General features: G+C 70.2%; 16 protein-coding genes. 8 read left to right on the forward strand and 8 right to left on the reverse strand.

Features of this window, described 5'->3' with window-relative positions:
* The first annotated feature begins 3 nt into the window (after window positions 1-3).
* From EX88_RS0103790 to EX88_RS0103820, 7 genes are read left to right on the forward strand one after another with little or no spacing between them, the layout of a single operon-like run.
* Window positions 4-507, forward strand: a complete 504-nt coding sequence (locus EX88_RS0103790) for an RDD family protein (protein WP_031370676.1) — start codon at window positions 4-6, stop codon at window positions 505-507.
* Window positions 507-1,190, forward strand: a complete 684-nt coding sequence (locus EX88_RS0103795) for an RDD family protein (RefSeq protein ID WP_031370677.1) — start codon at window positions 507-509, stop codon at window positions 1,188-1,190. Before EX88_RS0103790 ends, EX88_RS0103795 begins: the two co-directional genes overlap by 1 nt.
* Window positions 1,187-2,203: a stage II sporulation protein M gene (locus EX88_RS0103800; protein ID WP_036147963.1), complete on the forward strand. Its 1,017-nt coding sequence runs from the start codon at window positions 1,187-1,189 to the stop codon at window positions 2,201-2,203. The genes EX88_RS0103795 and EX88_RS0103800 overlap by 4 nt, the downstream gene beginning before the upstream one ends.
* Window positions 2,200-3,876, forward strand: coding sequence for a DUF4129 domain-containing protein (locus EX88_RS0103805; protein WP_031370679.1), 1,677 nt, complete (start codon window positions 2,200-2,202; stop codon window positions 3,874-3,876). Before EX88_RS0103800 ends, EX88_RS0103805 begins: the two co-directional genes overlap by 4 nt.
* The gene (locus EX88_RS0103810; RefSeq protein WP_031370680.1) at window positions 3,873-5,099 is read left to right on the forward strand and encodes a DUF4350 domain-containing protein; all 1,227 of its coding nucleotides are present in this window, start codon (window positions 3,873-3,875) and stop codon (window positions 5,097-5,099) included. The genes EX88_RS0103805 and EX88_RS0103810 overlap by 4 nt, the downstream gene beginning before the upstream one ends.
* Window positions 5,096-6,085 carry an AAA family ATPase gene (locus EX88_RS0103815; RefSeq protein ID WP_036147966.1) on the forward strand — a complete coding sequence of 330 codons (990 nt, stop codon included), beginning with the start codon at window positions 5,096-5,098 and terminating at the stop codon, window positions 6,083-6,085. Before EX88_RS0103810 ends, EX88_RS0103815 begins: the two co-directional genes overlap by 4 nt.
* Window positions 6,082-7,473 (forward strand): DUF58 domain-containing protein, encoded by a 1,392-nt coding sequence (locus EX88_RS0103820; RefSeq protein ID WP_081930603.1) that lies wholly within the window; start codon window positions 6,082-6,084, stop codon window positions 7,471-7,473. The genes EX88_RS0103815 and EX88_RS0103820 overlap by 4 nt, the downstream gene beginning before the upstream one ends.
* A 243-nt stretch (window positions 7,474-7,716) precedes the next feature.
* Here the strand turns inward: EX88_RS0103820 and EX88_RS0103825 are convergent, their stop codons facing one another.
* Genes EX88_RS0103825 through aroE form a run of 3 tightly spaced genes read right to left on the reverse strand, consistent with a single transcriptional unit; the run spans window position 7,717 to window position 9,282 of the window.
* Entirely contained in the window at window positions 7,717-7,980 is a 264-nt protein-coding gene (locus EX88_RS0103825) for a YkgJ family cysteine cluster protein (RefSeq protein ID WP_051884423.1), read from the reverse strand.
* Complete coding sequence (locus tag EX88_RS0103835; protein ID WP_081930604.1) at window positions 7,977-8,405, reverse strand: DUF952 domain-containing protein; 429 nt, start codon at window positions 8,403-8,405, stop codon at window positions 7,977-7,979. The genes EX88_RS0103825 and EX88_RS0103835 overlap by 4 nt, the downstream gene beginning before the upstream one ends.
* A gap of 7 nt (window positions 8,406-8,412) precedes the next feature.
* Window positions 8,413-9,282: a shikimate dehydrogenase gene (gene aroE / locus EX88_RS0103840; RefSeq protein ID WP_031370685.1), complete on the reverse strand. Its 870-nt coding sequence runs from the start codon at window positions 9,280-9,282 to the stop codon at window positions 8,413-8,415.
* Window positions 9,283-9,329: 47 nt separating this feature from the next.
* Here aroE and EX88_RS0103845 point away from each other — a divergent pair, with 47 nt between their 5' ends.
* Window positions 9,330-10,244, forward strand: a complete 915-nt coding sequence (locus tag EX88_RS0103845; RefSeq protein ID WP_036147968.1) for a PD40 domain-containing protein — start codon at window positions 9,330-9,332, stop codon at window positions 10,242-10,244.
* 102 nt (window positions 10,245-10,346) lie between these two features.
* Here the strand turns inward: EX88_RS0103845 and hemB are convergent, their stop codons facing one another.
* From hemB to EX88_RS0103870, 5 genes are all read right to left on the reverse strand, one after another.
* Window positions 10,347-11,339 carry a porphobilinogen synthase gene (hemB, locus tag EX88_RS0103850; RefSeq protein WP_031370687.1) on the reverse strand — a complete coding sequence of 331 codons (993 nt, stop codon included), beginning with the start codon at window positions 11,337-11,339 and terminating at the stop codon, window positions 10,347-10,349.
* A 235-nt stretch (window positions 11,340-11,574) separates the two neighbouring features.
* Window positions 11,575-12,618: a sulfate/molybdate ABC transporter ATP-binding protein gene (locus EX88_RS0103855; protein ID WP_031370688.1), complete on the reverse strand. Its 1,044-nt coding sequence runs from the start codon at window positions 12,616-12,618 to the stop codon at window positions 11,575-11,577.
* A gap of 20 nt (window positions 12,619-12,638) precedes the next feature.
* On the reverse strand, window positions 12,639-13,499 hold the full coding sequence (gene cysW, locus EX88_RS0103860; protein ID WP_051884424.1) for a sulfate ABC transporter permease subunit CysW: 861 nt from the start codon (window positions 13,497-13,499) through the stop codon (window positions 12,639-12,641).
* Window positions 13,492-14,358 (reverse strand): sulfate ABC transporter permease subunit CysT, encoded by an 867-nt coding sequence (gene cysT / locus EX88_RS0103865; RefSeq protein ID WP_036147971.1) that lies wholly within the window; start codon window positions 14,356-14,358, stop codon window positions 13,492-13,494. Before cysT ends, cysW begins: the two co-directional genes overlap by 8 nt.
* 234 nt (window positions 14,359-14,592) lie before the next feature.
* Window positions 14,593-23,118 (reverse strand): non-ribosomal peptide synthetase (locus EX88_RS0103870; protein WP_051884425.1); only part of this gene is annotated, 8,526 nt, incomplete at its 5' end.

Raw genomic sequence — 23,118 nt, forward strand, 5'->3', positions numbered from 1 at the left:
TACATGGAAGAAACGCAGAATCCGTACGCCGCGCCGAATGCGCCGGCGCTGCCGAATGCCGAATGGCAACAAACCGTACGCGCCGACCGCGGCATGCGCCTGGTCGCCCGCTTGATCGACGGCGGCCTGTATCTGGTGTGTTTCCTGCCGATGTTCATCGCCGTCGCGATCGATCCGGAAAGCAAGGAACCCTCGGCGATCCAGATGGCCATGATGGGCCTGAGCTTCATGCTCATGCTCGGCCTGTTCGTCTACAACCTCGTCCTGCTCAACGAGAGCGGCCAGACCCTCGGCAAACGCTGGATCGGCATCAAGATCGTGCGCACCGACGGCACCCCGGCGTCGCTCGGCCGCATCCTCGGCCTGCGCATGTTCGTGATCGCCCTGATCGAGGCGATTCCCTGCCTCGGCAGCGTCTTCGCCCTGGTCAACGTGCTGTGGATCTTCGGCGAAGACAGCCTGTGCCTGCATGACCTGATGGCGGATACGAAGGTCATCAACGCCTGATGCTCGACACGTACCGCCAGGTGGTGACGCCGGAGGGCGTGGCCTTGCACCTGCGCGCGGCCGGACCGGTACCGCGCGCGCTGGCCTGGATGATCGACCTGGCGTTGCGCGCGGTCATCTACGTGGCCCTGTTCCGCGCCCTGGTCGGCCTGTTCGGCGAGGCCGGCAACGCCATCCTGGGCTTGGCCGTGTTCGTGATGACCTGGTTCTATCAGGTGCTGTTCGAGGTTCTCATGCAGGGCCGCACGCCCGGCAAGTGGGCGCTCGGCCTGCGCGTGGTCGCCGCCGACGGCGCCCCTGTCGGCTGGATGGCGTCGTTCACCCGCAACCTGCTGCGCGTCGTCGATGCGCTGCCGGTCTGCTATGCGGTCGGCCTGATCACCAGCCTCATCGATCCCTGGGGCCGCCGCCTCGGCGACATGGTCGCCGGCACCCTGGTCGTGCATGCCGCGCGCCAGACCGACATCCGCGCCGCCGCGGTCAGCCCGCCGCTGGCGCCGTCGATGGTGTTGCTGCCGCACGAGCAGGCCGCGGTGGTCGCGTTCGCCGAGCGCGGCCCGAACCTGACCGCGGCGCGCCAGGCCGAACTCGCCGACCTGACCGAAGCGCTGACCCAGGCCCGCGGCGAAACCGCGGTGATGCGCCTGTACGGCATCGCCAACTGGTTGCTGGGGCGGCGATGAGGCAGGAGCATTTCGTCGCCCGTCATGAGGCCGAGTGGCGCGAACTCGAGCGCTGGCTGGAGATGCGCGCCTCGAGCGCACGCAACGCCCGCAGCCATCGCCGCGACTGGACCGGCCTGCGCGACGACAAGATTCCCGAGCGCCACCGTCGCCTGTGCCAGCAACTGGCCCTGGCGCGGCGGCGCGGCTACAGCGCGGTGGTCACCGACCGCCTGCAGCAACTCATGCAACGCGGCCACAGCGTGCTGTACCGGACCAAGCCGGTGCACTGGCGGCGTTCGGCCGAGTACTTATTGGCCGGTTTCCCGCGCCTGGTCCGCGCCGAGTGGCGCTGCATGCTGGCCGCGGCGCTGCTGTTCTGGCTGCCGCTGATCAGCATCTTCGTCGCCATCCAGGTGCGCCCGGAACTCGCCGCCGGCCTGTTCGACGCGCAGTCGCTGGTCCGCTTCGAGCAGATGTACGACCCGGCCCGGCCCGACAGCGCCCTGGGCCGCACCAACGAAGACGACCTGCAGATGTTCGCCCACTACATCGGCAACAACGTCGGCATCGGTTTCCAGACCTTCGCCAGCGGCCTGGTGGCCGGGCTCGGCACGGTGTTCGTGCTGATCTTCAACGGCGTGATGATCGGCGGCGTCGCCGGGCATCTGCAGGCGGTCGGCCACGGTGAACCCTTCTGGCGCTTCGTCGCCGGCCATTCGGCGCCCGAGCTCACCGCCATCGTCATTTCCGGCGGCGCCGGCCTGCGCTTGGGCCTGAGCCTGATCGCGCCCGGGCAGCGCCGGCGCATCGATTCGCTGATCCATGGCGGCCGCCGCGGCGCGTTGATCTGCATCGGCGTGTTCGCGATGCTGGTGTTCGCGGCGTTCGTCGAAGCGTTCTGGTCGTCGATCGGCAGCGTGCCGGCGGCGATCAAGTACGGCGTCGGCCTGGCGTTGTGGGTGTTGGTCGGCCTGTGGTTGCTGCGCGGCGGGCGTAACGCCGTCCACCGCGACGACGAAGACGCGGCATGAAGCTCGAAGCGCTGACGGTTTCGCTGCGCCCGCGCACTGCGTGGGAAGCCTGCGAGCTCGGCATGGCCCTGGTGCGCAGCCAGGCCGGCGCGATCTGGAAGCCGTGGCTGCTGGTGACCTTGCCGATCCTGGTGCTGCTCAATGCCGCCGGCTGGGCCCTCGACCTGTTGTGGTTGTCGGGCCTGCTGATGTGGTGGCTCAAGCCCTGGTTCGATCGCATCCCGCTGTTCGTGATTTCGCGCGCGGTGTTCGGCGAAACCCCGAGCACGCGCCAGACCGTGCGCGCGCAACTGCGCTGGGGCGCGCGCTGGTGGCTGCCGTATCTGACCTGGCGCCGGCTCAGCCCGGCCCGGCCCTTGTACCTGCCGGTGGACCTGCTGGAAGGCGGCGACGGCGCCGAGGCGCGCCAGCGCCGTTCCGCGCTCGGCGCGCCGGTGTACGGCGTGTGCGCGCTGCTGACCTTGGTCTGCGTGCATTTCGAGTTCGCGATCATCATCGGCAGCGTGCTCGGCGGCCTGATGTTCGTGCCGTTCGATTACCTGCCCGACACCTTCAAGTCGTTGATCGAAGCGATCGGAGTGGAGCCGCAATGGCTCAGCGCCTTGTTCAACGTGCTGGCCTGGGGCGCGGTCAGCGTGATCGAGCCGTTCTACGTCGGCGCCGGCTTCGGGCTGTATCTCAACCGCCGTACCCAGATCGAAGGCTGGGACATCGAGATCGTGTTCCGCCGCCTGCGCGCGCGCCTTACCGCCGCGGCTGCGCCGATGCTGCTGGTGCTGTGCGCGATGATCGGCTTCTCGCCGGACGCCGCCGCGCAAACGCCGCCTGCAGTCGAGACCAGTGTCGCCGCGAGCACGGACACGCAAACGGACGCGGGCGAGGACGTTGTCGCCGCCGACAGCGAAGACGAGGAAGCGGAAGCCGAAGCGCCGGCCGAGGCGCCGATCCGCGATTACCTCGAAGACGGCAAGAAAGCGCGCCGCCTGCCGTCGACGCTCGGCGAGGTCTACCGCGACGGCCGCAGCGACGACCGCGGCCTGCGCGATGCGGTCGCCCGGGCGATGAAAGATCCGACCGTCGACCCCAAGCGCAAGCAGAGCGTCTGGAAAGCCAAGTCCGAGAGCACGAAGAAGAAATCCGAGGACAAGCGCGATCAAGCCATCAACGAGGGCCTGTTCAAGGGCCTTAGCGGCGGCGTGGCGGGCTTCCTGCAAGTGCTGATGTGGGGCGTGGTGGCCTTGATCGTCGTCGCCCTGCTGCTGACCGCCTCGCGCTGGCTCGGCTGGTTCCGCGACGGCGGCATCGAAGAGGACGAGGCGCCCGGCGACGTGCGCAACGCGCCGTTGCCCGAACACGAGCCGCTGCCCGACGACATTCCGACCGCGATCCGCCGCCTGTGGCAGGCCGGCCGCCGTCGCGATGCGCTGGCCTTGATGTACCGCGCCGCGGTCGAATCGATGGCGCAACGCGCCGACATCGTATTGGTGCCGGGCGCGACCGAGGCCCAGTGCCTGCGCGCCTCGCGCAAGCTGGCCTCGGCCGAGGACCGCGAGGCCTTCGCGCGCGCGGTGCGCACCTGGCAGTACGCGGCCTATGCCGAAACCCTGCCGAGCGGCGACGACTTCGACGATCTGGTGGGCCAGCTGAGCCGGCGTTTCGGGTGGGCGGCATGAACCGCGCCGGCCTGAGCCTCGTCGGCGCCGGTGCGGCCCTGCTGATCGTGCTGGTGCTGATCGTCGGCGCGCTGTGGCGCCGCGACTACCACAAGGTCGAGGAAACCGTCGCCGCCGCGCGCAGCGGCGAGGCCGCGAGCAACCCGCTGTATGTGCTCAAGCTTGCCCTGCAACGCGACAAGGTCAAGGTCGAGGCGCGCCAGCGTCTGCAACTGTCGACCCACCCGCTGCAGACGCGCGACACGGTGCTGATCTACCGTGACCCGCGCACGCTGGCCGCCAGCGAAGCCGAGGCCCTGCTCGGCTGGGTCGAGCGCGGCGGCCATCTGATCGTGCGCACGCCGCCGCTGCAGGACCAGGTCGGCGATTCGCCGGTGCCGGTGCTCGATGCGCTCGGCATCACCCTGCTCGATGCCAGCGACGCCGCCGATCCGGAGTACCTGCGTAACGAATGCGTCGGCCTGTACGAGCGCGGCCTGGAGCCGCAGCAGGTGTTCTGCTCGGCGCGCCGTTTCTATTTTTACAACAGCGACGCCGACCCCGATTACGCCTGGGGCGGCGAGGACAGCGCCTACGTCTACGTGCGCTTGCCGCGCGGCAAGGGCCATGTCGACGTGCTCGCGGACCTGGATTTCCTGTCCAACCGCACCGGCACCGGCAACCCCTTGCTCGACAGCATCGGCATGGGCGACGACGAGATCGCCGCGCCGGCCAATGCCGCATTCGCGCGCCAGGTGCTGGCGCCGAACTACCGCGCCGGCACCGTGCACCTGATCTACGCCGCCGAAGTGCCGAAGCTGTGGAAGACCCTGCTGCGCGACAGCTGGATGGCCTGGTTGCCGCTGCTGCTGTGCCTGCTCGGCTGGCTGTGGCAACGCACCCAGCGCTTCGGTCCGCTGCGCCCGGCACCGGCGCTGGAGCGGCGTTCGCTGCTCGAACACATCGTCGCCAGCGGCGAGCACGTCTATCGCTACGGTTACGGCCCGCGCCTGTACGAATCGGCGCGCCGCGCCTTCATCGCCCGCCTGCGCCGCCGCGATCCCTACGCCGCCGCGCTCGACGGCGAGCCGCAGATCGCGTTGTTGATCGAGCGCTTCAAGGCCGATCCGGCGCCGATCGCCGCCAACGACATCCGCGACGCCCTCACTCCGCCGCCGGCACGCGACCACGCCGCGTTCCGCGCCCGCATCGCCACTTTGATCCGCATGAGAAACCGCTTATGAGCCTCGACGCCGCTCCGCTCGTCCCGATCACCGGCACCGCGCTGGCCGAACGCGCCGCCGCCGTGCGCGACGAAGTCGGCAAGGCCTTCATCGGCCAGGCCGACGTGCTCGACCAGATCCTGATTGCCCTGCTCGCCGGCGGCCACGCGCTGCTCGAAGGCGTGCCCGGGCTCGGCAAGACCCTGGTCGTGCGCGCGCTGTCCAAGGCCCTGGACTGCGGCTATGCCCGCGTCCAGTTCACCCCCGACCTGATGCCCAGCGACATCAGCGGCCATGCGGTCTACGACCCCAAGACCGAGAGCTTCAACATCCGCCGCGGCCCGGTATTCACCAACCTGCTGCTCGCCGACGAAATCAACCGCGCCCCGGCCAAGACCCAGTCGGCGCTGCTGGAGGCGATGCAGGAACTGCAGGTGACGATCGAAGGCCACAGCTTCGAGTTGCCGCCGCCGTTCCTGACCCTGGCCACGCAGAACCCGGTCGAACAGGAAGGCACCTATCCCTTGCCGGAGGCGCAGCTCGATCGCTTCCTGCTGAAGATCCTGATCGGCTACCCGACCCGCGCCGACGAAAAGCGCATGGTCACCGCGGTCAGCCTAGGCCGCAGCGCGTCGGACTTCGATCTGTCGCAGGTGCGGCGCGTGCTCGGCCCGGAAGAGATCGTCGCCATGCAGCAGGGCACTGCCCTGGTGCGCGTCGACGAGACGGTGATCGACTACGTCGTGCGCATCGTCGGCACCACCCGCGACTGGGCCGGCATCGCCCTCGGCGCCGGTCCGCGCGGCAGTCTCGCCCTGGTGCGCGCGGCGCGCGCGCAAGCGGTGCTGTCGGGGCGCGATTTCGTCACCCCCGACGACGTGCGCGAGATCGCCAAGCCGGCCCTGCGCCATCGCATCGCGCTCGCGCCCGAGCTGCAGATCGAAGGCCAGTCGCCCGACGACGTGTTGCAGGCGCTGTTGGCCAAGGTCGAAGCGCCCCGGCAATGAGCCGCGCCGCGCCACCGCCGCTGCCAGTCACCGCCGCCAGCGCCGGCCTGACGGTGCCGCGCGACCGCGCCCTGCCGCGTCGCGGTTGGGCACGGCCGGCGCCGCGCTGGATCTGGCTCGCGCTGCCGTGGTCGGCGCTCGGCCTGGCCGCGAGCGTGGGTTGGGTGCAAGCCGCGGCCTGGCAGGTGGCGACCCTCGTCATCGTGCTGCTCGCGATCGTCGATCTGTTGCGTCTGCTGTACGCGCCGACGCCGCGGGCGAGGCGCAGCATGCACGACACCTGGGCGATCGGCGTCGAACGCCCGGTCACCCTCGAATTCGAGGCCGATCGCCGGCAACGCCTGGATGCCTTCGACTTGCATCCCGGCAACTGGAGCATGCGCAACCTGCCGCGCCGGATCGACCTGCGTCGCGGCGAGAGCGCCAGCTTCGAGTACGAACTGCGCCCCGGTATGCGCGGCGATTTCCAGTTCGACGGCGTGCAACTGCGCCTGCACTCGCCGTGGGGGCTGTGGTGGCAGTCGCGCATCGGCGGCGAGATCCAGCGCGTGCGCGTGTTCCCCAACTTCGCGCCGCTGGCCAAGTTCGCGATGTTCAGCGCCGAACAGGCCTCGCGCCTGGTCGGTGCGCACGTCAAGCGCCGTCGCGGCGAAGGCACCGACTTCCATCAGATGCGCGAATACCGCGTCGGCGACAGCCTGCGCCAGATCGACTGGAAAGCGACCGCGCGTGCGCGCCGGTTGATCTCGCGCGAGTACCAGGACGAGCGTAATCAACAACTGGTGCTGATGCTCGACACCGGTCGCCGCCTGATGGCGCGCGACGGCGAGCATTCGCATTTCGACCATGTGCTCGACGCGGCCCTGGTCGTGGCCTATCTGGCTTTGCGCCAGGGCGACGGCGTCGGCCTGCTGGCCAGCGGCGGCGAAAGCCGCTGGGTGCCGCCGCAGCGCGGTGTCGGCGCGATCGACAACCTGCTGCGCGCCAGCTACGCCCTGCAGCCGCAGCCGGTCGCGACCGACTTCCTCGCCGCGGCGACCGAACTGTCGTTGCGCCAACGCCGCCGTTCGTTGGTGATGCTGGTGACCAACCTGCGCGACGAGGACATGGACGACCTGCTCGCCGCCGTGCGCATGCTGCGTGGTCGCCATCTGGTCTGCGTCGCCAGCCTGCGCGAAGGCTCGCTGGATCAGGCGCTCGCCGAAGAAGTCGCCGACCTGCCCGGTGCGATCCGCGCCGGCGCCACCGCGCAATACCTCGAACACCGCGTCGCCGCCCACGAAGCCCTGCGCAACCACGGGGTGATGGTGCTGGACGTCAGCTGCGATCAGCTGGCGGCATCCTTGGTCGAGAAGTACCTGGCGGTGAAGCGCGACGGCTTGCTTTGAGAATCCGCGAGCTGCTTGATGCGCTCGGCTAAGGCGGATCAAGACAACGTCAGCAGCAACAGCAACGGCAAATCCCCCACGACCGCTACGCGCTCGTTCGCCCCCTTTTTCTAAGGGGGCAAAGGCAGGAGCGTCGTAGCAGGGCCGCAATCGCGACCCACACCTGCTGTTCCCCCACTTTGCAAAGGGGGGCTCTAACCGCCGCATCGCCGCGTTCGAAGCCCTCGCGGCGACGCCGCACGCTCACCCCGGTCGGGTCTGCGCTTCCAGCCAGTCCAACCACTGCATCGCCTGCCCGCGATCCTCGCCGCACATCTCGCGCGATGGCTGCAGCGAACCGCAGAACGCCGGCCGCTCCGGCTTGCCGAACAAACGACAGCGCAGTTCGTCGTCGAGTTGCACGCAGGGGATGCCGGCCGGTTTGCCGTGCGGCATGCCCGGGATCGGCGAGGTGATCGAAGGCGCGATGCAGCAGGCGCCGCAATGGCTGCGGCAGGCGAAGCTCATGGCGGCGCCGTGAACGGCTCGACCGCGCGTACCGCGTCCAAGGGAATCGGCGCGTACACGTGCGGGAAATAATCGCCGCTGCGTTCGCTCCAGTCGTAGCGCAGGGTCGTGCCGAGCGCGGCCGCGTCGATGCTCAGCACAAGCAAGGCGCCGCGCCCGCGTTGATGGCGTTCGATGACGCCGGCGAGTTGCGCCTGCGTCGCGCAATGCACGAAGCCTTCGCGCATCCAGCCGTCCGGGGCATAGGCGCCGGTGGCCTGCGCCCGGTGCCAGTCGGCCGGCGCGGCGAAATGAAAGATCGTGTCGGGGCGGGGGCCGGGGTGGGCGCCGGCGAAGTCCGCTCGCGGCGTCGGCTTGTGCTCGCCGGGGCCGGAAACGGTCGCGGCGCCGTCGTCGGGCGCCGCGTCGCGGTCGATCGCCGTCATCGCCGGGTCAGTCGGCGGTGACCAGGGCGTCGGCGCGTTCGCGCAGCATCGCGTAGACCGGATCGGTGTCCGGGCGTTTGCGGTGCCAACGCTCGAAGCTCTCGGCGGCCTGTTCGACCAGCATGCCGAGCCCGTCGATGCGGTCGTGCGCGCCGGCGACCTTGGCCCAGGCCAGGAACGGAATCGCGACCTCGCCGTAGCTCAAGTCGACCGCGGCGGTGCGCGGCGTCGCCAGACTCATCGGCAGGGTCGGCATGGCGTCGTCGCGCGCGGCCGAGGTGGCGTTGACGATCAGGTCGAAGTTGCCGAGCGTGGCGACGTCGGCGAGATAACGCGGATGCACGCGGCCGGGCATGCCGAGCGCGTCGGCCAGGGCGTCGACGCGTTCGCTGGTGCGGTTGACGATGTAGAGATCGCCAATGCCGGCATCCAGCAGGGCCGGGGCCACGCCGCGCGCGGCGCCGCCGGCGCCGATCAGCAAGGTGCGGCGCGAACGCAGGTCCAGGCCGTGGCGTTCGGTGAGGTCGCGGATCAGGCCGGTGCCGTCGGTGTTGTCGCCTTCCCAGCCGGTCGCGCTGCGGATCAGGGTGTTGACCGCGCCGGCGCGTTGCGCGCGTTCGCTGAGGTGGCTGCAGATGCTCGCCGCGCGCGTCTTCAGCGGCAGGGTGATGTTGGCGCCGAGGCCGCCTTCGGCCGCGAACGCGGCGAGGGCGACGTCGAACTGCTCCGGCGCGGCGTCGATGGCGGTGTATTCCAGGGCGATGCCGAGCTGGCGCCCGAACGCGGCATGGATGCGCGGCGACAGCGAGTGCGCGACCGGATGACCGAAGACCGCATAGCGAAGGACAGGGCTGGACGAACTGGAATCGATCGACATGGACGCGCCTCGTTCTAGACTGGTGACCCTAGTTCGGGAGACGCACGATGCGGCACGCCAGGGTCCGGTTCGGCCTCAGTCTACTCCTCGCCTGCGGGCTCGCCAGCACGGTTCAGGCGGCCCTGTCCGAATTCGGCATAGAAGGCATGGGAGTCGTATCGACTGTGCACAGTGAGGTGCGCGCGGCCGTGTCTCCCGACGGACGGCGCATCGTCTGGGGCAGCACCGACCGCAGCGGCGGCGCCGGCGGCTGGGACCTGTGGCAGGCCAGTCTGATCGATGGCCGCTGGCAGGACGCGAAGCCGTTGCCGCTGAACGCCAAGGCCAACGATTTCGACCCCGCCTTCAGTGCCGACGGGCGCTGGCTGTACTTCTTTTCCAACCGCCCCGGTGGCCACGGCGGCGACGATCTCTATCGCGCCGCGGTGCGCGACGACGGCGGCTACGGCCCGGCCGAAAACCTCGGCCGCGGCGTCAACGGCCGTGGCGACGAATGGGCGCCGACACCGAGCCGCGACGGCCGTCATCTCTTGTTCGCCAGCGACGGCTTCGGCGGCAGCGGCCGTCACGATTTGTTCGTCGCCCATTGGAACGGCCAGGCCTTCGTCGACCCCAAGCCGGTGCCCGGGGTGAACAGCGCCGACAACGAATTCGATGCCGCCTGGCTCGGCGACGGCAAGACCCTCGTGTTCGCGCGTTCCAGGGACGTGGAGAAACTACCGATCCGTTTGTATGTCGCCCACTGCGACGGCGCGCGCTATGCGCAGGCCGCGCCGCTCGCGCTGTCGTTCAATACCGAAGAGGCCTACACGCTCGGCCCGGCGATCGACTGGAACAAGCCCGGCGAGCTGTTGGTCACCGGCTCGGCGAAAGCGCCGCGCGCCGGCAAGATGGATTTGTACCGGATGAAGGCGCCGGCGGCGATGGGCCGGGAGGGTTGTGTCGCGAGCGCGGCGCGCTGATCCGCATGCGCACGGCGAGCGCCGCGATGGCGACGCCGTGCGAAACGCAGCAGGCGGCGTCGCGCCGATGCTGCGTTTGCCTGCGCGGTGTCGAGCGAGGCCTCAGCGGGCCTCGCGCATCCACTGCGCCGCATCGAGCGCGAAGTAGGTCAGCACGCCGTCGGCGCCGGCGCGCTTGATCGAAGTCAGGGCTTCCATCACGCAGCCGCGTTCGTCGAGCCAGCCGTTCTGGATCGCCGCGCGCAGCATCGCGTACTCGCCGCTGACCTGGTAGACGAAGGTCGGCACGCCGAATTCGTCCTTCACCCGGCGCACGATGTCGAGGTAGGGCATGCCCGGCTTGACCATGACCATGTCGGCGCCTTCGTCGAGATCCAGCGCGACTTCGCGCAGCGCCTCGTCGCTGTTGGCCGGGTCCATCTGGTAGGTGTATTTGTTGCCCTTGCCGAGCGCGCCGGCCGAGCCGACCGCATCGCGGAACGGGCCGTAGAAGCTCGACGCGTACTTGGCGCTGTAGGCGAGGATGCGGGTGTGGATGTGGCCGTCGAGCTCGAGCGCGTTGCGGATCTGGCCGATGCGGCCGTCCATCATGTCGCTGGGCGCGACCACGTCGGCGCCGGCGGCGGCGTGCGACAGCGCCTGCTTGACCAGGGCTTCGACGGTCTCGTCGTTCATGACGTAGCCGCTGTCGTCGACCAGGCCGTCCTGGCCGTGGCTGGTGTAGGGGTCGAGGGCGACGTCGGTGATCACGCCGAGTTCGGGGAAGCGCTGCTTGAGCGCACGGATCGCGCGTTGGCACAGGCCGTCTTCGTCCCAGGCGGCGACCGCGTCGAGCGACTTGGCCTCCGGCGCGGTGACCGGGAACAGCGCGAGCGCGGGCACTCGCAGCTCGCTGGCGCGTTCGGCGACGCGCAGCAGTTCGTCGATCGACAGACGTTCGATGCCGGGCATCGAGCCGACCGGCGCGCGGCCGTCGAGTTCGTGGACGAACACCGGATAGATCAGGTCGTCGGCGGTGAGGACGGTCTCGCGCATCAGGCGTCGCGAGAATTCGTCGCGGCGCATCCGCCGCGGGCGCGAATAGGGATAGTTCATGGGCGCTAGTTTACCCCCGGCGGTCGCGGCGACCTGCGACCGGCGGTCGCGCCCGGAGGCGGACGCTGCGTTCTGCCAACCGCAGAGATGTTTGGAGGCGCGCGTGCCGAAGCCAGGGAGCCCGGCCGGGTTTGCCTGTTCGGGCCGAATATACGCACTCAGCCCTGGGGCTTGGGAGGCTGGCGCTGGCGGCCGCATGCTTGGGCGGCAACTCGCGTCGCCCGCCGGCTGCGGCTCAGTCCGAATACACCCGATACCGCAGCGGGCGCACGTGCACGGTGCTGCCGGGGGCCGGGGTGACCGCGTCCGGGGTCGCCACCAGGTCGAGTTCCAATGGCCGCACCTGGCCTTCGACCAACAATTCCAGGGTGATGCGTTCGGCCAGGCGGTGCGCGGACAGCACCCGGGCCGGCAGGCCTTCGCCGTCGGCGACCAGGGCCATGTCGTGCGGGCGCACGTACAAACGCGCGCGGCTGCGGCTGTGGCTGTCGACCGGCAGGCGCAGGGCGTGGCCGTTGACCGAGAGCTGGCCGCCTTCGGTCTGGCCTTCGATGACGTTGGCGCGGCCGATGAAGTCGAACACGTAGGCCGAGGCCGGCGCGCTGTAGATCTCGTCCGGGGTGCCGACCTGTTCGATACGGCCGTCCTTGAGCACGACCACGCGGTCGGCCAGCTCCAGCGCTTCTTCCTGGTCGTGGGTGACGAACAAGGTGGTCTGTCCGGTCTGGTCGTGCAGGCGCCGCAACCAGCGGCGCAGTTCGATGCGGACCTTGGCGTCGAGCGCGCCGAAGGGTTCGTCGAGCAGCAACACGGTCGGGTCGATCGCGAGCGCGCGGGCCAGGGCGACGCGCTGCTTCTGCCCGCCCGACAGCTGTTCCGGATAGCGCGCGCCGAGTTCCGGCAACTGGATCAGGTTCAACAACTCCTGCACGCGCTGGGCGATGGTGGCTTTGTCGGGCCGGCGCGCACGCGGCCGGCTGCGCAGGCCGAAGGCGATGTTCTCGGCCACGCTCATGTGCTTGAACAAGGCGTAGTGTTGGAACACGAAGCCGACGTTGCGCTCGCGCAGGCTCAGCCGGGTCGCGTCCTGGTCGCCGAACAGCAGGCGGCCCGAATCGGGCTGCAGCAGGCCGGCGATTACCCGCAGCAAGGTGGTCTTGCCCGAGCCCGAAGGCCCCAGCAAGGCGACCAGTTCGCCCGAGGCGACGTCGAGGTCGACCGAGTCGAGCGCGGCGACGGTCGCGTAGCGCTTGGCGATGGCTTGAATGTGCAGATCCATGTCGGGCGATTACCTGTGAATCAATGTCGGCGATGCGAACGCGCGAGCGCGTCGCCGTGACGTGCCTCGAGCCAGATCTTGAACACCAGCGTGACCAGGGCCAGGCCGGCGAGCAGCGAGGCGACGGCGAACGCGGCCGCGGCTTCGCCGCCGAGTTGTTTGTACAACACCTCGACGTGCAGCGAGAGCGTGTTGGTCTTGCCCATGATGTTGCCCGACACCACCGTGACCGCGCCGAATTCGCCCATCGCGCGCGCGCTGCACAACAGCACGCCGTACAACAGGCCCCACTTGATGTTCGGCAGGGTCACGCGGAAGAACATGGTCCAGGCACTGGCGCCGAGCGAGCGGGCGGCGAGTTCTTCGTCGCTGCCCTGTTGCTCCATCAGCGGGATCAGTTCGCGCACCACGAACGGGAAGGTCACGAACATGGTCGCCAGGACGATGCCGGGCGTGGCGAACAGGATCTTGATGTCGTACTGGTTGAGCAGGTCGGCGAAGTAGCCGTGGGTGGGGCTGAACAACAGCACCAGGCACAGGCCGGCGACCACCGGCGACACCGCGAACGGCAGGTCGATCAAGGCCAGCAGGGTGCGCTTGCCGCGGAATTCGAAACGGGTCAGCGCCCAGGCCATGAACACGCCGCAGATCGCGTTGACCGGCACCACCACCGCCGCGGTCAGCAGGGTCAGGCGCAGCGCCGACAAGGTGTGCGGCTCGGTCACCGCGGCGATCCAGACCTTGAGGCCGCTGCCGAACGCGGCGCCGAGCAGCATCAGCAGCGGCAGCACCAGCACCAGGGCCATGATCGCCACGGCGAGCGTGATCAGAGTCCAGCGGACCCAGGCCGGTTCCTGCAATTGGTCGCGCGCGTCAGCCATCGCGGCGGCTCCCGTGAGCGAACAGGGCCGAGGCGGCGTTGATCGCGACCAGGCAGGCGAAGGACATCAGCAACAGCAGGGTGGCCAGTACGATTGCCGCGGTCACGCCGCCTTCTTCTTCCAGGCGGATGGTGATCAGCAAGGGCGCGATCTCGGTCTTCATCGGCAGGTTGCCGGCGATGAAGATCACCGAGCCGAACTCGCCCAGGCCGCGCGCGAACGCCAGCGAGAAACCGGTCAGCAGCGCCGGCAGCAGCTCGGGCAGGATCACCCGCCGCAAGGTGGTCAGGCGCGAGGCGCCGAGCGAGGCGGCGGCCTCTTCCTGCTCGCGGCCCAGCGCTTCGAGCACCGGCTGCACCGTGCGCACCGCGAACGGCAGGCCGATGAAGATCAGGGCGATGACGATGCCGGTGGTGTTGTTGACCAGCTTGATGCCGAGCGGCTGCAGCAACTGGCCGACCCAGCCGTTCTCGTCGTAGATCGCCGCCAGGGTGATACCGGCGACCGCGGTCGGCAAGGCGAACGGCAGGTCGACCAGGGCGTCGAGCAGGCGCCGGCCGCTGAAACGGTAGCGTTCGAGCACCCAGGCGATCAGAGCGCCGCCGAGCAGCGAGCACACTGCGGCGATGAAGGCGGTGGCGAAACTGACCTTGAGCGAGGCGATCACCCGCGGATCGCCGATCGCGCGCAGCCACCCGGCCAGCCCCAATCCGCCCGAACGCAGGATCAGCGCCGCCAGCGGCAACAGCACGACCAGGCCGAGCCAGGTCAGGCCCAAGCCCAGGCCGAGCCCGAAACCGGGCAACGGCCGGCGCCAGCGAACGGCGGAGGTCGGTAGGGGCAGGGCGTGCTCGCTCATGTGGCGTGGGCGGCCGTCTGGATAGGGACAGAGAGGTGGGACGCTATCCCAGCGGCCAGCGCCTAGGGAAATGCGCGTTGGTTGTTTCGAGGTGCGAGATGGCGATATGGGCAGGATGGGGCGGCCCGGATTCGCGGCGGGTGAAGCCGCGCAGGCCTTGCGCGGCGGCGACCGGCCGGCCGGATCGGGCCGGCGCGGAGGCCGGCCCGCCGTGATCGCCGGAGCGCCTGGCGCTCAGCCCCAGTCGATGACGCCGCCGCGGCTGCGGCCCAGCAGGCCGTGGCCCCGGTCGATGGCGTGGACGATGGCGGCCACCTGCGCCGGCTGCCGGCTGACGAAATAATGCCCGCCGTCGGCCAGGACGATGGCGTGGACCCGCTCCGAGCAGGCCCGCCAACGCCGGTACTTGCGGCGATGGCCGCGGGTCAGCGGGTCGTCCTCGCTGTTGATGTTGAACAGCGGGGCCTGGATCCGCGGCGGCGGCCGGCCTTTGAGGTGGGCCGCGGCCAGGCGGGCGTCCTGGCGAAAGCCGGCGCTGAGGCGTTGCAGCGCGTCCTCGTGCAGGCCCTCGATCGACCCGCCCCAGGCCCGGATCAGTTCGCGCAGGTGTGCATCGCTGGTGGACTTCCAGGGATCGCGCCCGAGCAGCCATCGCGACAGCCTCGACAGCGGCAGCACCCCGCCGACGCAGACGAACTTCAGCGGCCGCCCGGCCGCTTCCAGGCGGCGGGCGATCTCCAGCGCCAGCACGCTGCCGACGCAGTGGCCGTACAGGCCGATCTTGCCGTCGGTCTTCGCCAGCAGGCGTTCGACGCAGAGCGCGGCCAGCGCATCGAGGTCGCGCAGTCCGGCCCCGGCCTCGTCGGCATCGCGGCCCGGCATCGCCACCGCATACACGCTGATGCGCGGGTCCAATGCGGCCAGGTGCTCGGCGAGCGGTCGGAACATCGTCGCCGAGGCGCCGGCATAGGGCACGCACAGCAGCGTCAGTTCGCTGCGGGCGCGGCTCGCCAACAACTGCGGCACCGGGTCGTAGCCCGCGGCCTGTCCGGCTTGCAGCGACTGCGCCAGCGCCGCGATCGTCGGCTGCGCATAGAAGGCCAGCAACGACAGCGACTGGCCGTCGAAGGCCTCGGCGACGCGCGCGACCAGGTTGATCGCCTTGAGCGAATGGCCGCCGAGTTCGAAGAAGTGATCGTGGCGGCCGACCCGGTCGAGCTTGAGCAGTTCGCACCAGATGCCGGCGAGCGTGGTCTCGACTTCGCCGCGCGGCGCTTCGTAGCGGCGGGTCGCGACCGCATCCAGGTCCGGGGCCGGCAAGGCCTTGCGGTCGAGCTTGCCGTTGGCGGTCAGCGGCCACTGCGGCAGGTGCACATAGGCCGCCGGCAGCATGTGCTCGGGCAAGCGCGCCTGCAGCCGCGCGCGCAAGGTTTCGGCTGGCAGCGACGGGCCGGTGTAATAGGCGATCAGGCGTTTCTCGGCGGGACCATCGACAGCAGGACCGTCCTCAACGAGCGCGCCGGGGCCGTCGTCGCGCGCGACGACCAGCGCCTGCTCGATGCCGGCGACTTGCTGCAAGGTCGCCTCGATCTCGCCCAGCTCGATGCGGAAGCCGCGGATCTTGACCTGATCGTCGTTGCGGCCGAGGTATTCGAGGCTGCCGTCGGGCAACCAGCGGCCCAGGTCGCCGGTCTTGTACATGCGCGCGTGCGCCGCCTGCGGCCAAAACGGATCGTCGAGAAAACGTTCCGCGGTCAGCGCCGGGCGATGCAGATAACCGCGCGCGACGCCGGCGCCGGCCACGTAGAGCTCGCCGATCGCGCCGATCGGCAGCGGTTGGCGCTGCGCGTCGAGCACGTAGACGCGCAGGTCGGCGAGGGCGCGCCCGATCGGGCTGGCGCCGGTGCGCTCGGCGTCGGCCGCGCTCAGGGCGCGATAGGTCACGTGCACCGTGGTCTCGGTGATGCCGTACATGTTGACCAACTGGGTGCGTGCGTTGTCGGCGCGCCGGTACCAGGGGGCGAGCAGGTTCGTCTGCAGCGCTTCGCCGCCGAAGATCACCACCCGCAAGCGGTGCTGGCTGCGGCTCTGCGCGGCGATCAGGTGACGGAACGCGGTCGGGGTCTGGTTGAGCACGGTCACGCCTTCGCGGCACAGCAATTCGTAGAACTCTTGCGGCGAACGGCTGGTCGCTCGCGACACCAGCAGCAGTCGCCCGCCGTGCAGCAAGGCGCCCCACAGCTCCCAGACCGAGAAATCGAAGGCGAAGGAATGGAACAGCACGCCGACGTCGTCGGCGCCGAACCGGAACTGCGCCGCGGTCGCGGCGAACAGGCGCGCGACCTGGCGGTGTTCGACCATCACGCCCTTGGCTTGTCCGGTCGAACCCGAGGTGTAGATCACGTAGGCCAGATGTCGGGGCCCGAGCGCGGGCAACTGCGGGTCGTGCGTCGGCAGGTCGGCGAAGGCCTCGGCGCTCAGTTCGAGCAGCGGTACCGAGGTCGCGCCCAGCGTCTCGTGCATCTGCGACGACGCCAGCACCGCCACCGGCGCGCTGTCGTCGAGCAGATAGCGCAGTCGTTCGGCCGGATAGGCCGGGTCCAAGGGCACATAGCCGGCGCCGGCCTTGAGGATGCCGAGCACGCCGATCACCAACTCCGGCCCGCGCTCGGCGCACAGGCCGACGCGGTCGTCGGGCGCGATGCCGAGTGCGAGCAGGCGATGGGCGACCCGGTTGGCGCGGGCGTTGAGCTCGGCGTAGGTCAGCGCGGCGCCTTCGTAGCTCAGCGCGACCGCGTCCGGGCTGCGCGCGGCCTGCGCCTCGAAACGGCGATGCAGGCAGTCGTCTTCAGCGGCGTCCATCTGCGGCGTGTTGAAGCCGACCAGGACTTGCTCGCGCTGCGGCGGCGGCAAGACTTCGAGACCGAGCACGGGCGTGTGCGGCGCGTGTTCGAGCGCGTCGACCAGGGATTCGAGCGACTGGCGCAGGCAGGCGCAAACGCGCGCGGCATCGATGCCGGCACAGGTGCGCACGCCGAGGGCAAAGCCCGTACCCAGGTCGTCGACCGCCACGGTCAGCGGATAGTGGGTGCGTTCGCCCGCGGCCGAGTCCAGGGCCTCGATGCCGGGCCAGGCGGCGTCGGCGGTCGGCGCGCTGTGGCGGTAGTTGAGCAGGCTGTTGAACAGCGGCCGCGGCGCGGCGACGCCGCTGCAGGCCTGCGCCAGCACCAGCGGCGCGTGTTCGTGTTCCAACAACGCGGCGAGGCTTGCGTGGGTGGCCTGCACCGCTGCACGGACGTCTGCGGTCAGTGCGACGCGCAAAGGCAAAGTGTTGATGAACATGCCCAGGGCGCGATCGGAGTGCGCGGCGCCGTGCAAACGGCCGAACAGCACCGTGCCGAACACCACGTCGTCGCGTCCGCTCAACCGTCCCAACACCTGCGCCCAGGCCAGGTGCAGCAGACTCGCCACGCTGACCCCGAGTTGCCGCGCCTGGACGCGCAGGCGCTGATCGAGTTCTCTGCCTAGTTCCTCGTGGGCTTCGTCGTCGCCTGTGGCTGCGTCGTGCGCGCCGGGTTTGTCGTGGCTCTTGGCCGGCGATCCGTCGACGCCGAACGCGAGGGTCGGCTCGTCGACATCGCCGAGCAGGTCGCGGAAGAAGGCTGCGTGCGCGGCCTGGCCTTGCGCGAGGGTCGCCTGCACCACGTAATCGCGGTACGGCACCGGCGCGGGCAGGCTCGCCATCTCGCCGTGCAGGAAAGCCTGCATCTCGCGTTGCACCACCTCGAGCGCGGTGTGGTCCAGGGCCATGTGATGAAACTGCAGCGCACCGACCCAACGGCCGTCGGCGCCGTCGTGTGCGCAACTCAAGCGCAGCAGCGGCGCGCGACGCACGTCGAGCCGACGCGTACGCGGATCGACCTGGGCTTGCAACTGCGCGGCGACAGCGCCGGCCCTCGGGTCCAGGGCGATCTCCTCGATCGGCAGCTGCGCGCGTCGCCACACCACCTGCACCGGTTCGGCCAGGCCCTCCCAGGCCATCGCGGTCCTGAGGATGTCGTGGCGGTCGATCACCGCCTGCAAAGCGTCGCGGAACGCGTCGAGGCGGGCGCGGCTGTCGAAGCGGAACAGCGCTTGCAGCAGATAAGGGTCGCCGGCCTGGGCGGTGCGGTGGTGGTACAGCAGCCCCTCCTGCAAGGGCGCGAGCGGGTAGATGTCCTGGACGTTGCGGATGCCGCCGGGCACTTCGGCGATCAAACGGTCGATCGCAGCCTGGCTCAGATTCGCCAGCGGCAGCATCGACGGCGTGATCGCGGTGCTATCGGCGGGGATCGCGTACGTGGGCACCTCGGGCTGCGCGCGATGTTCGATTGCCGCGGTTTCCACCGAGGCGGCGAAGGCGGCCAGGGTCGGCTGAGCGAACAGCAGGCGCACGCGCGCGATCAGCCCGGCCTGGCGCATGCGTTCGATCAAGCGCACCGCCAACAGCGAGTGCCCGCCGAGCTCGAAGAAGTGATCGTGGCGGCCGACCCGCGGCAGGCTCAGCAATTCCTGCCACAGCGCCGCGATGGTTCGTTCGACCTCGCCGCGCGGCGCTGCGTAGTGTTCGGTCGCGGCCGCATCGAGCCCGGGCGCCGGCAAGGCGCGGTGGTCGAGCTTGCCGTTCGGTGTCAGCGGCCAGCGTTCGAGGACGACGAAGGCCGCCGGCAGCATGTGCTCGGGCAGGCGTAACGCGAGCCGGCGCCGCAGCGCCGCGGTGTCGGCGTTCGCAGCGACGAGATAAGCGACCAGGCGCGGCTGATCGTGCGGGCCTTCGCGTGCGACGACGGTGTTGTGCGGGAAACCGGCCTCGGCCAGTGCGGCCTCGATCTCGCCGGGTTCGATGCGGAAGCCGCGCAGCTTGAGCTGGCGGTCGGCGCGGCCGAGGAACTCGAGCTGGCCGTCGCGCCGCCACCGCGCCAGATCGCCGGAGCGGTACATGCGTTCGCCGGGCGCATCGGGGTCGGCGACGAAGCGCTCGGCGCTCAGGCCGGGGCGATCGAGGTATCCGCGCGCCAGCCCCGGGCCGCCGATGTAGAGCTCGCCGGGCACGCCGACCGGCACCGCACGCAGGCGCGTATCCAACACATGCAAGCGGCTGCCGCGCACCGCGTGCCCGATCGGCAAGCGGTGCTGCGACGCCACCACGTCGCTCGCCAGTGGCGCGGTCAAGCTCGTGCAGATCGTGGTCTCGGTCGGGCCGTAGGCATTGATCAAACCGCGGCCTTGCGCCCAGGCATGGGCCAGCGCGGGTGCACAGGCATCGCCGCCGACGATCAGGCGACGGCAGTCCGGCAGGTCGTCCGGGTTCAACAGCGACAACACCGCCGGCGGCAGCAGCGCATGGGTGATGCGATGCGCGCGCATCGTTGCGGCCAGGGCCGGGCCGGGCAGCAGGCGCTCGGACTCGGCCATCACCAGTGCGGCGCCGGACAACAGCGCCATGCACAGCTCCCAGAACGCGGCATCGAAACTCAGCGAGGCGAACTGCAGCACGCGCGCATCGGCGCCGATGGCGAGCGGTTCGACACCGCTTTCGATCAGGTTGGCGATGCCGGCGTGAGCGACGACCACGCCCTTGGGCCGGCCGCTGGAGCCGGAGGTGTAGATGACATAGGCCGGGTGCTGCACCCGCAGCGCGCTCGTGCGTTCGCGATCGCTCGGGTTGTGCAGCGGGCTGTCGTCGATCGCGGCGAGGTTGGCCTCGTCGTCGAGGCCGAACCAGACCGCGTCGGCCAGTGCCGGCAAGCGGGCGCGGCCGGCGCGATCGCCGATGCTCAGGCGCGGGCTGGCGTCGTCGAGCATGTAAGCGAGGCGATCGAGCGGATACTCCGGGTCCAGCGGCACGAAAGCGGCGCCGGCCTTGAGCACGCCGAGCACCGCGACGATGGCGTGCGGCGAGCGCGGCAACACCAGCGCGACCCGGTCTTCCGGGCCGATGCCTCGGCCGATCAGGGTATGGGCGAGGCGATTGGCGCGGCGGTTGAGTTCGGCGTAGCTCAGCACGCTGTCGCCGAACACCAGGGCCGGCGCGGTCGGCGTGAGGGCGACTTGGCGCTCGAAGGCCGCGCTCACGGTGATCGGCTCGACAGCCTCGTCGCCGCGGCCGCTTGCGAGCAGCCGCTGCCGTTCGTCTTCGCCGAGCAGGGCGATGCCGCCGATCGGTCGGCTCGGGTCGATCGCGACCGCGCGCAGCAGGCGTTGCAGGCATTCGGCGATATCGCGTGCTGTGGCGTCGTCGAACAGATCGGTGGCGTACTCGATGCTGCCGTCGAGTCCGTCGGGGCGGCCGTCGCGGCCGCGGCATTCGCTGAAGCCGACGCTGAGCTCGAACTTGGCGATGTCGAGGTCGAAGGCCTGGGTGCGCAGGCTCAGGCCGGGCAATACCAATTCGGCACCGGCACCGATGCCGTTCTGCAGGCTCAGCATCACCTGGAACAAGGGGTGATGCGACAGCGAGCGCGCCGGGTTCAAGGCCTCGACCAGATGCTCGAACGGCAGGTCTTGATGCTCGTAGGCGGCGAGGTCGACGCGGCGCACGCGGTCGAGCAACTCCTCGAAGCTCGGGTCGCCGGCGGTGTCGCTGCGCAGCACCAGGGTGTTGACGAACAGGCCGATCAAACCGTCGAGGGCCGGATCGACGCGGCCGGCGATCGGCGTGCCGATGGCGAAGTCGTCGCCGGCGCCGAGCCGGCTCAGGGTCGCGGCCAGGGCCGCATGCAGGGCCATGAACAAGGTGGCGTTGCGGCCCTGCGCCAGCGCGAGCAGGCGCGCGTGAGTGTCGGCGTCGACGGCGAACGACAGGCGCCGGCCGCGATGGCTCGCCGCCGGCGGGTGCGGCCGGTCCTGCGGCAGCGCGATGCGCTCCGGCAGGCCGGCGAGGGCTTCGCGCCAGTAGCCGATCTGCCGGGCGATCGTGCTGTCCGGGCGGCGCTCGTCGCCGAGCCATTGCCGTTGCCAGAGGGTGTAGTCGGCGTACTGCACCGGCAGCGGTATCCATGCCGGCGGCTGGCCTCGCAACCGCGACGCGTAAGCGCTGGCGAGGTCGCCCGCCAACGGCGCCAGCGAGGCGCCGTCGCCGGCGATGTGGTGCAGCAACAGCAGCAGGGCGTGCCGATGCGGGCCGAGCCGGAACAACTGCGCGCGCAGCGGCAGCTCCCGGCTCAGGTCGAAGGCATGGGCGACCGCGGCATTGAGCGCCGCCGGCAAGTCGGACTCGTCGAGTTCGACTGTCGCCAGACGCAACTCGGCGCGATCGAGCACGCACTGCTGTGGCGTATCGGTCAGCGGGACGATGCTGCGCAGGCTTTCGTGACGGGCGATCAGATCGTTGAGGGCGCGTTCGAGCGCGTCCGCATCGAGTTCGCCCTGCAGATGCAAGGCCAGCGGAATGTTGTAAGTGGCGCTGGGGCCTTGTAGCTGGTGCAGGAACCACAGGCGCTGCTGCGCGAACGACAGCGGCAAGGTCGCCGGCCGCTCCTGCCGTCGCAGCGGCGGGCGCGTGCGTGCGCCGCTTGCGAGGCGCTGGGCCAGGGCCGCAACCGTCGGCGCCTCGAACAGGCTGCGCAGCGCGACTTCGCTGCCGAGCTCGGCGCGGATCCGGCCAAGCAGACGCGTGGCCAGCAAGGAATGCCCGCCGAGGGCGAAGAAGTCGTCGTCGATGCCGACGCGTCGCACGCTGAGGACTTCGGCGAACAGCCTGCACAGAGTCTGCTCGCCCGGGTTGCGCGGGCCGCGGCCGCCGGTCGCAGCGGCGGCATCGGGCGACGGCAGGGCGGCGCGGTCGAGCTTGCCGTTCGCGGTCAAGGGCAGGCGATCGAGCACCACGAAGGCGACCGGCAGCATGTACTCGGGCAGTTGCGTGGCGAGTGCGCGGCGCAACGATTCGCGATCGAGCGCGGCGGGAGCAGCGACCAGATAGGCGACCAGCCGCTTCTGCCCGGGGCGGTCTTCGCGGGCGACGACGAGGTTGTGCGGCCAACCGGCGCGAGCGAGCGCAGCCTCGATCTCGCCGAGTTCGATGCGGAAGCCGCGGATCTTCACCTGTTGGTCGCTGCGACCGACGAACTCGATGCGGCCGTCGCGCCAGCGCACGCGGTCGCCGGAGCGGTACATGCGCCGGCCGGTCGCGAAGGGGTTGGCGACGAAACGCTCGGCGCTTAAGGCCGGGCGCTGCAGATAGCCGCGCGCCAAACCGGCGCCGGCGATGTACAGCTCGCCGGGCACGCCGGCCGGCACCGGTCGCAGTGCATCGTCGAGCACGTAGGCCTGCATGTTGTCGAGCGGCGTGCCAATCGGGACGTTATGGGTGTGTTCGTCCAACGCCGCGATCGCGCCGCTCACAGCGAAGGTAGTGGTCTCGGTGGGGCCATAGCAATGCACCAGGCGCAGATGCGGGTGCCGTGCCTGCAGCCGCCGCACGGTATCGACCGACAGCACCTCACCGCCGGTCCAGACCTGCGCCAGATCGGCGAACAAGTCCGGCGCGGACTCGGCGAATTCGTGGAACAGGCCGGTGGTCAGCCACAAGGTCGACAGGCGATGGCAGGCGATGAGCCGGCGGAAATCGAGCGCATCGAGCGCAGCGGCCGGCGCGACCACGATGCGCCCACCGTTCAACAGGGGCACCCACAGCTCGTAGGTCGAGGCGTCGAAGGCGTGGGTGGAATGCAGCAGCACGGTCTCGTGGCCGCTGGCGAAGCGGCGGTCGCGGGCGAACTC

The organism is Lysobacter antibioticus (genome assembly GCF_000731095.1).
GTDB lineage: Bacteria > Pseudomonadota > Gammaproteobacteria > Xanthomonadales > Xanthomonadaceae > Lysobacter > Lysobacter antibioticus_B.

Excerpts from the sequence above, each read along its gene's own strand:
- EX88_RS0103820 (WP_081930603.1), top strand. The coding sequence starts at position 6,082 with ATGAGCCGCGCCGCGCCACCGCCGCTGCCAGTCACCGCCGCCAGCGCC.
- aroE (WP_031370685.1), bottom strand. The coding sequence starts at position 9,282 with ATGTCGATCGATTCCAGTTCGTCCAGCCCTGTCCTTCGCTATGCGGTC.
- EX88_RS0103790 (WP_031370676.1), top strand. The coding sequence starts at position 4 with ATGGAAGAAACGCAGAATCCGTACGCCGCGCCGAATGCGCCGGCGCTG.
- EX88_RS0103810 (WP_031370680.1), top strand. The coding sequence starts at position 3,873 with ATGAACCGCGCCGGCCTGAGCCTCGTCGGCGCCGGTGCGGCCCTGCTG.
- EX88_RS0103835 (WP_081930604.1), bottom strand. The coding sequence starts at position 8,405 with ATGACGGCGATCGACCGCGACGCGGCGCCCGACGACGGCGCCGCGACC.
- EX88_RS0103805 (WP_031370679.1), top strand. The coding sequence starts at position 2,200 with ATGAAGCTCGAAGCGCTGACGGTTTCGCTGCGCCCGCGCACTGCGTGG.
- cysW (WP_051884424.1), bottom strand. The coding sequence starts at position 13,499 with ATGGCTGACGCGCGCGACCAATTGCAGGAACCGGCCTGGGTCCGCTGG.
- cysT (WP_036147971.1), bottom strand. The coding sequence starts at position 14,358 with ATGAGCGAGCACGCCCTGCCCCTACCGACCTCCGCCGTTCGCTGGCGC.
- EX88_RS0103845 (WP_036147968.1), top strand. The coding sequence starts at position 9,330 with ATGCGGCACGCCAGGGTCCGGTTCGGCCTCAGTCTACTCCTCGCCTGC.
- EX88_RS0103800 (WP_036147963.1), top strand. The coding sequence starts at position 1,187 with ATGAGGCAGGAGCATTTCGTCGCCCGTCATGAGGCCGAGTGGCGCGAA.
- EX88_RS0103825 (WP_051884423.1), bottom strand. The coding sequence starts at position 7,980 with ATGAGCTTCGCCTGCCGCAGCCATTGCGGCGCCTGCTGCATCGCGCCT.
- EX88_RS0103815 (WP_036147966.1), top strand. The coding sequence starts at position 5,096 with ATGAGCCTCGACGCCGCTCCGCTCGTCCCGATCACCGGCACCGCGCTG.
- EX88_RS0103795 (WP_031370677.1), top strand. The coding sequence starts at position 507 with ATGCTCGACACGTACCGCCAGGTGGTGACGCCGGAGGGCGTGGCCTTG.
- EX88_RS0103855 (WP_031370688.1), bottom strand. The coding sequence starts at position 12,618 with ATGGATCTGCACATTCAAGCCATCGCCAAGCGCTACGCGACCGTCGCC.
- hemB (WP_031370687.1), bottom strand. The coding sequence starts at position 11,339 with ATGAACTATCCCTATTCGCGCCCGCGGCGGATGCGCCGCGACGAATTC.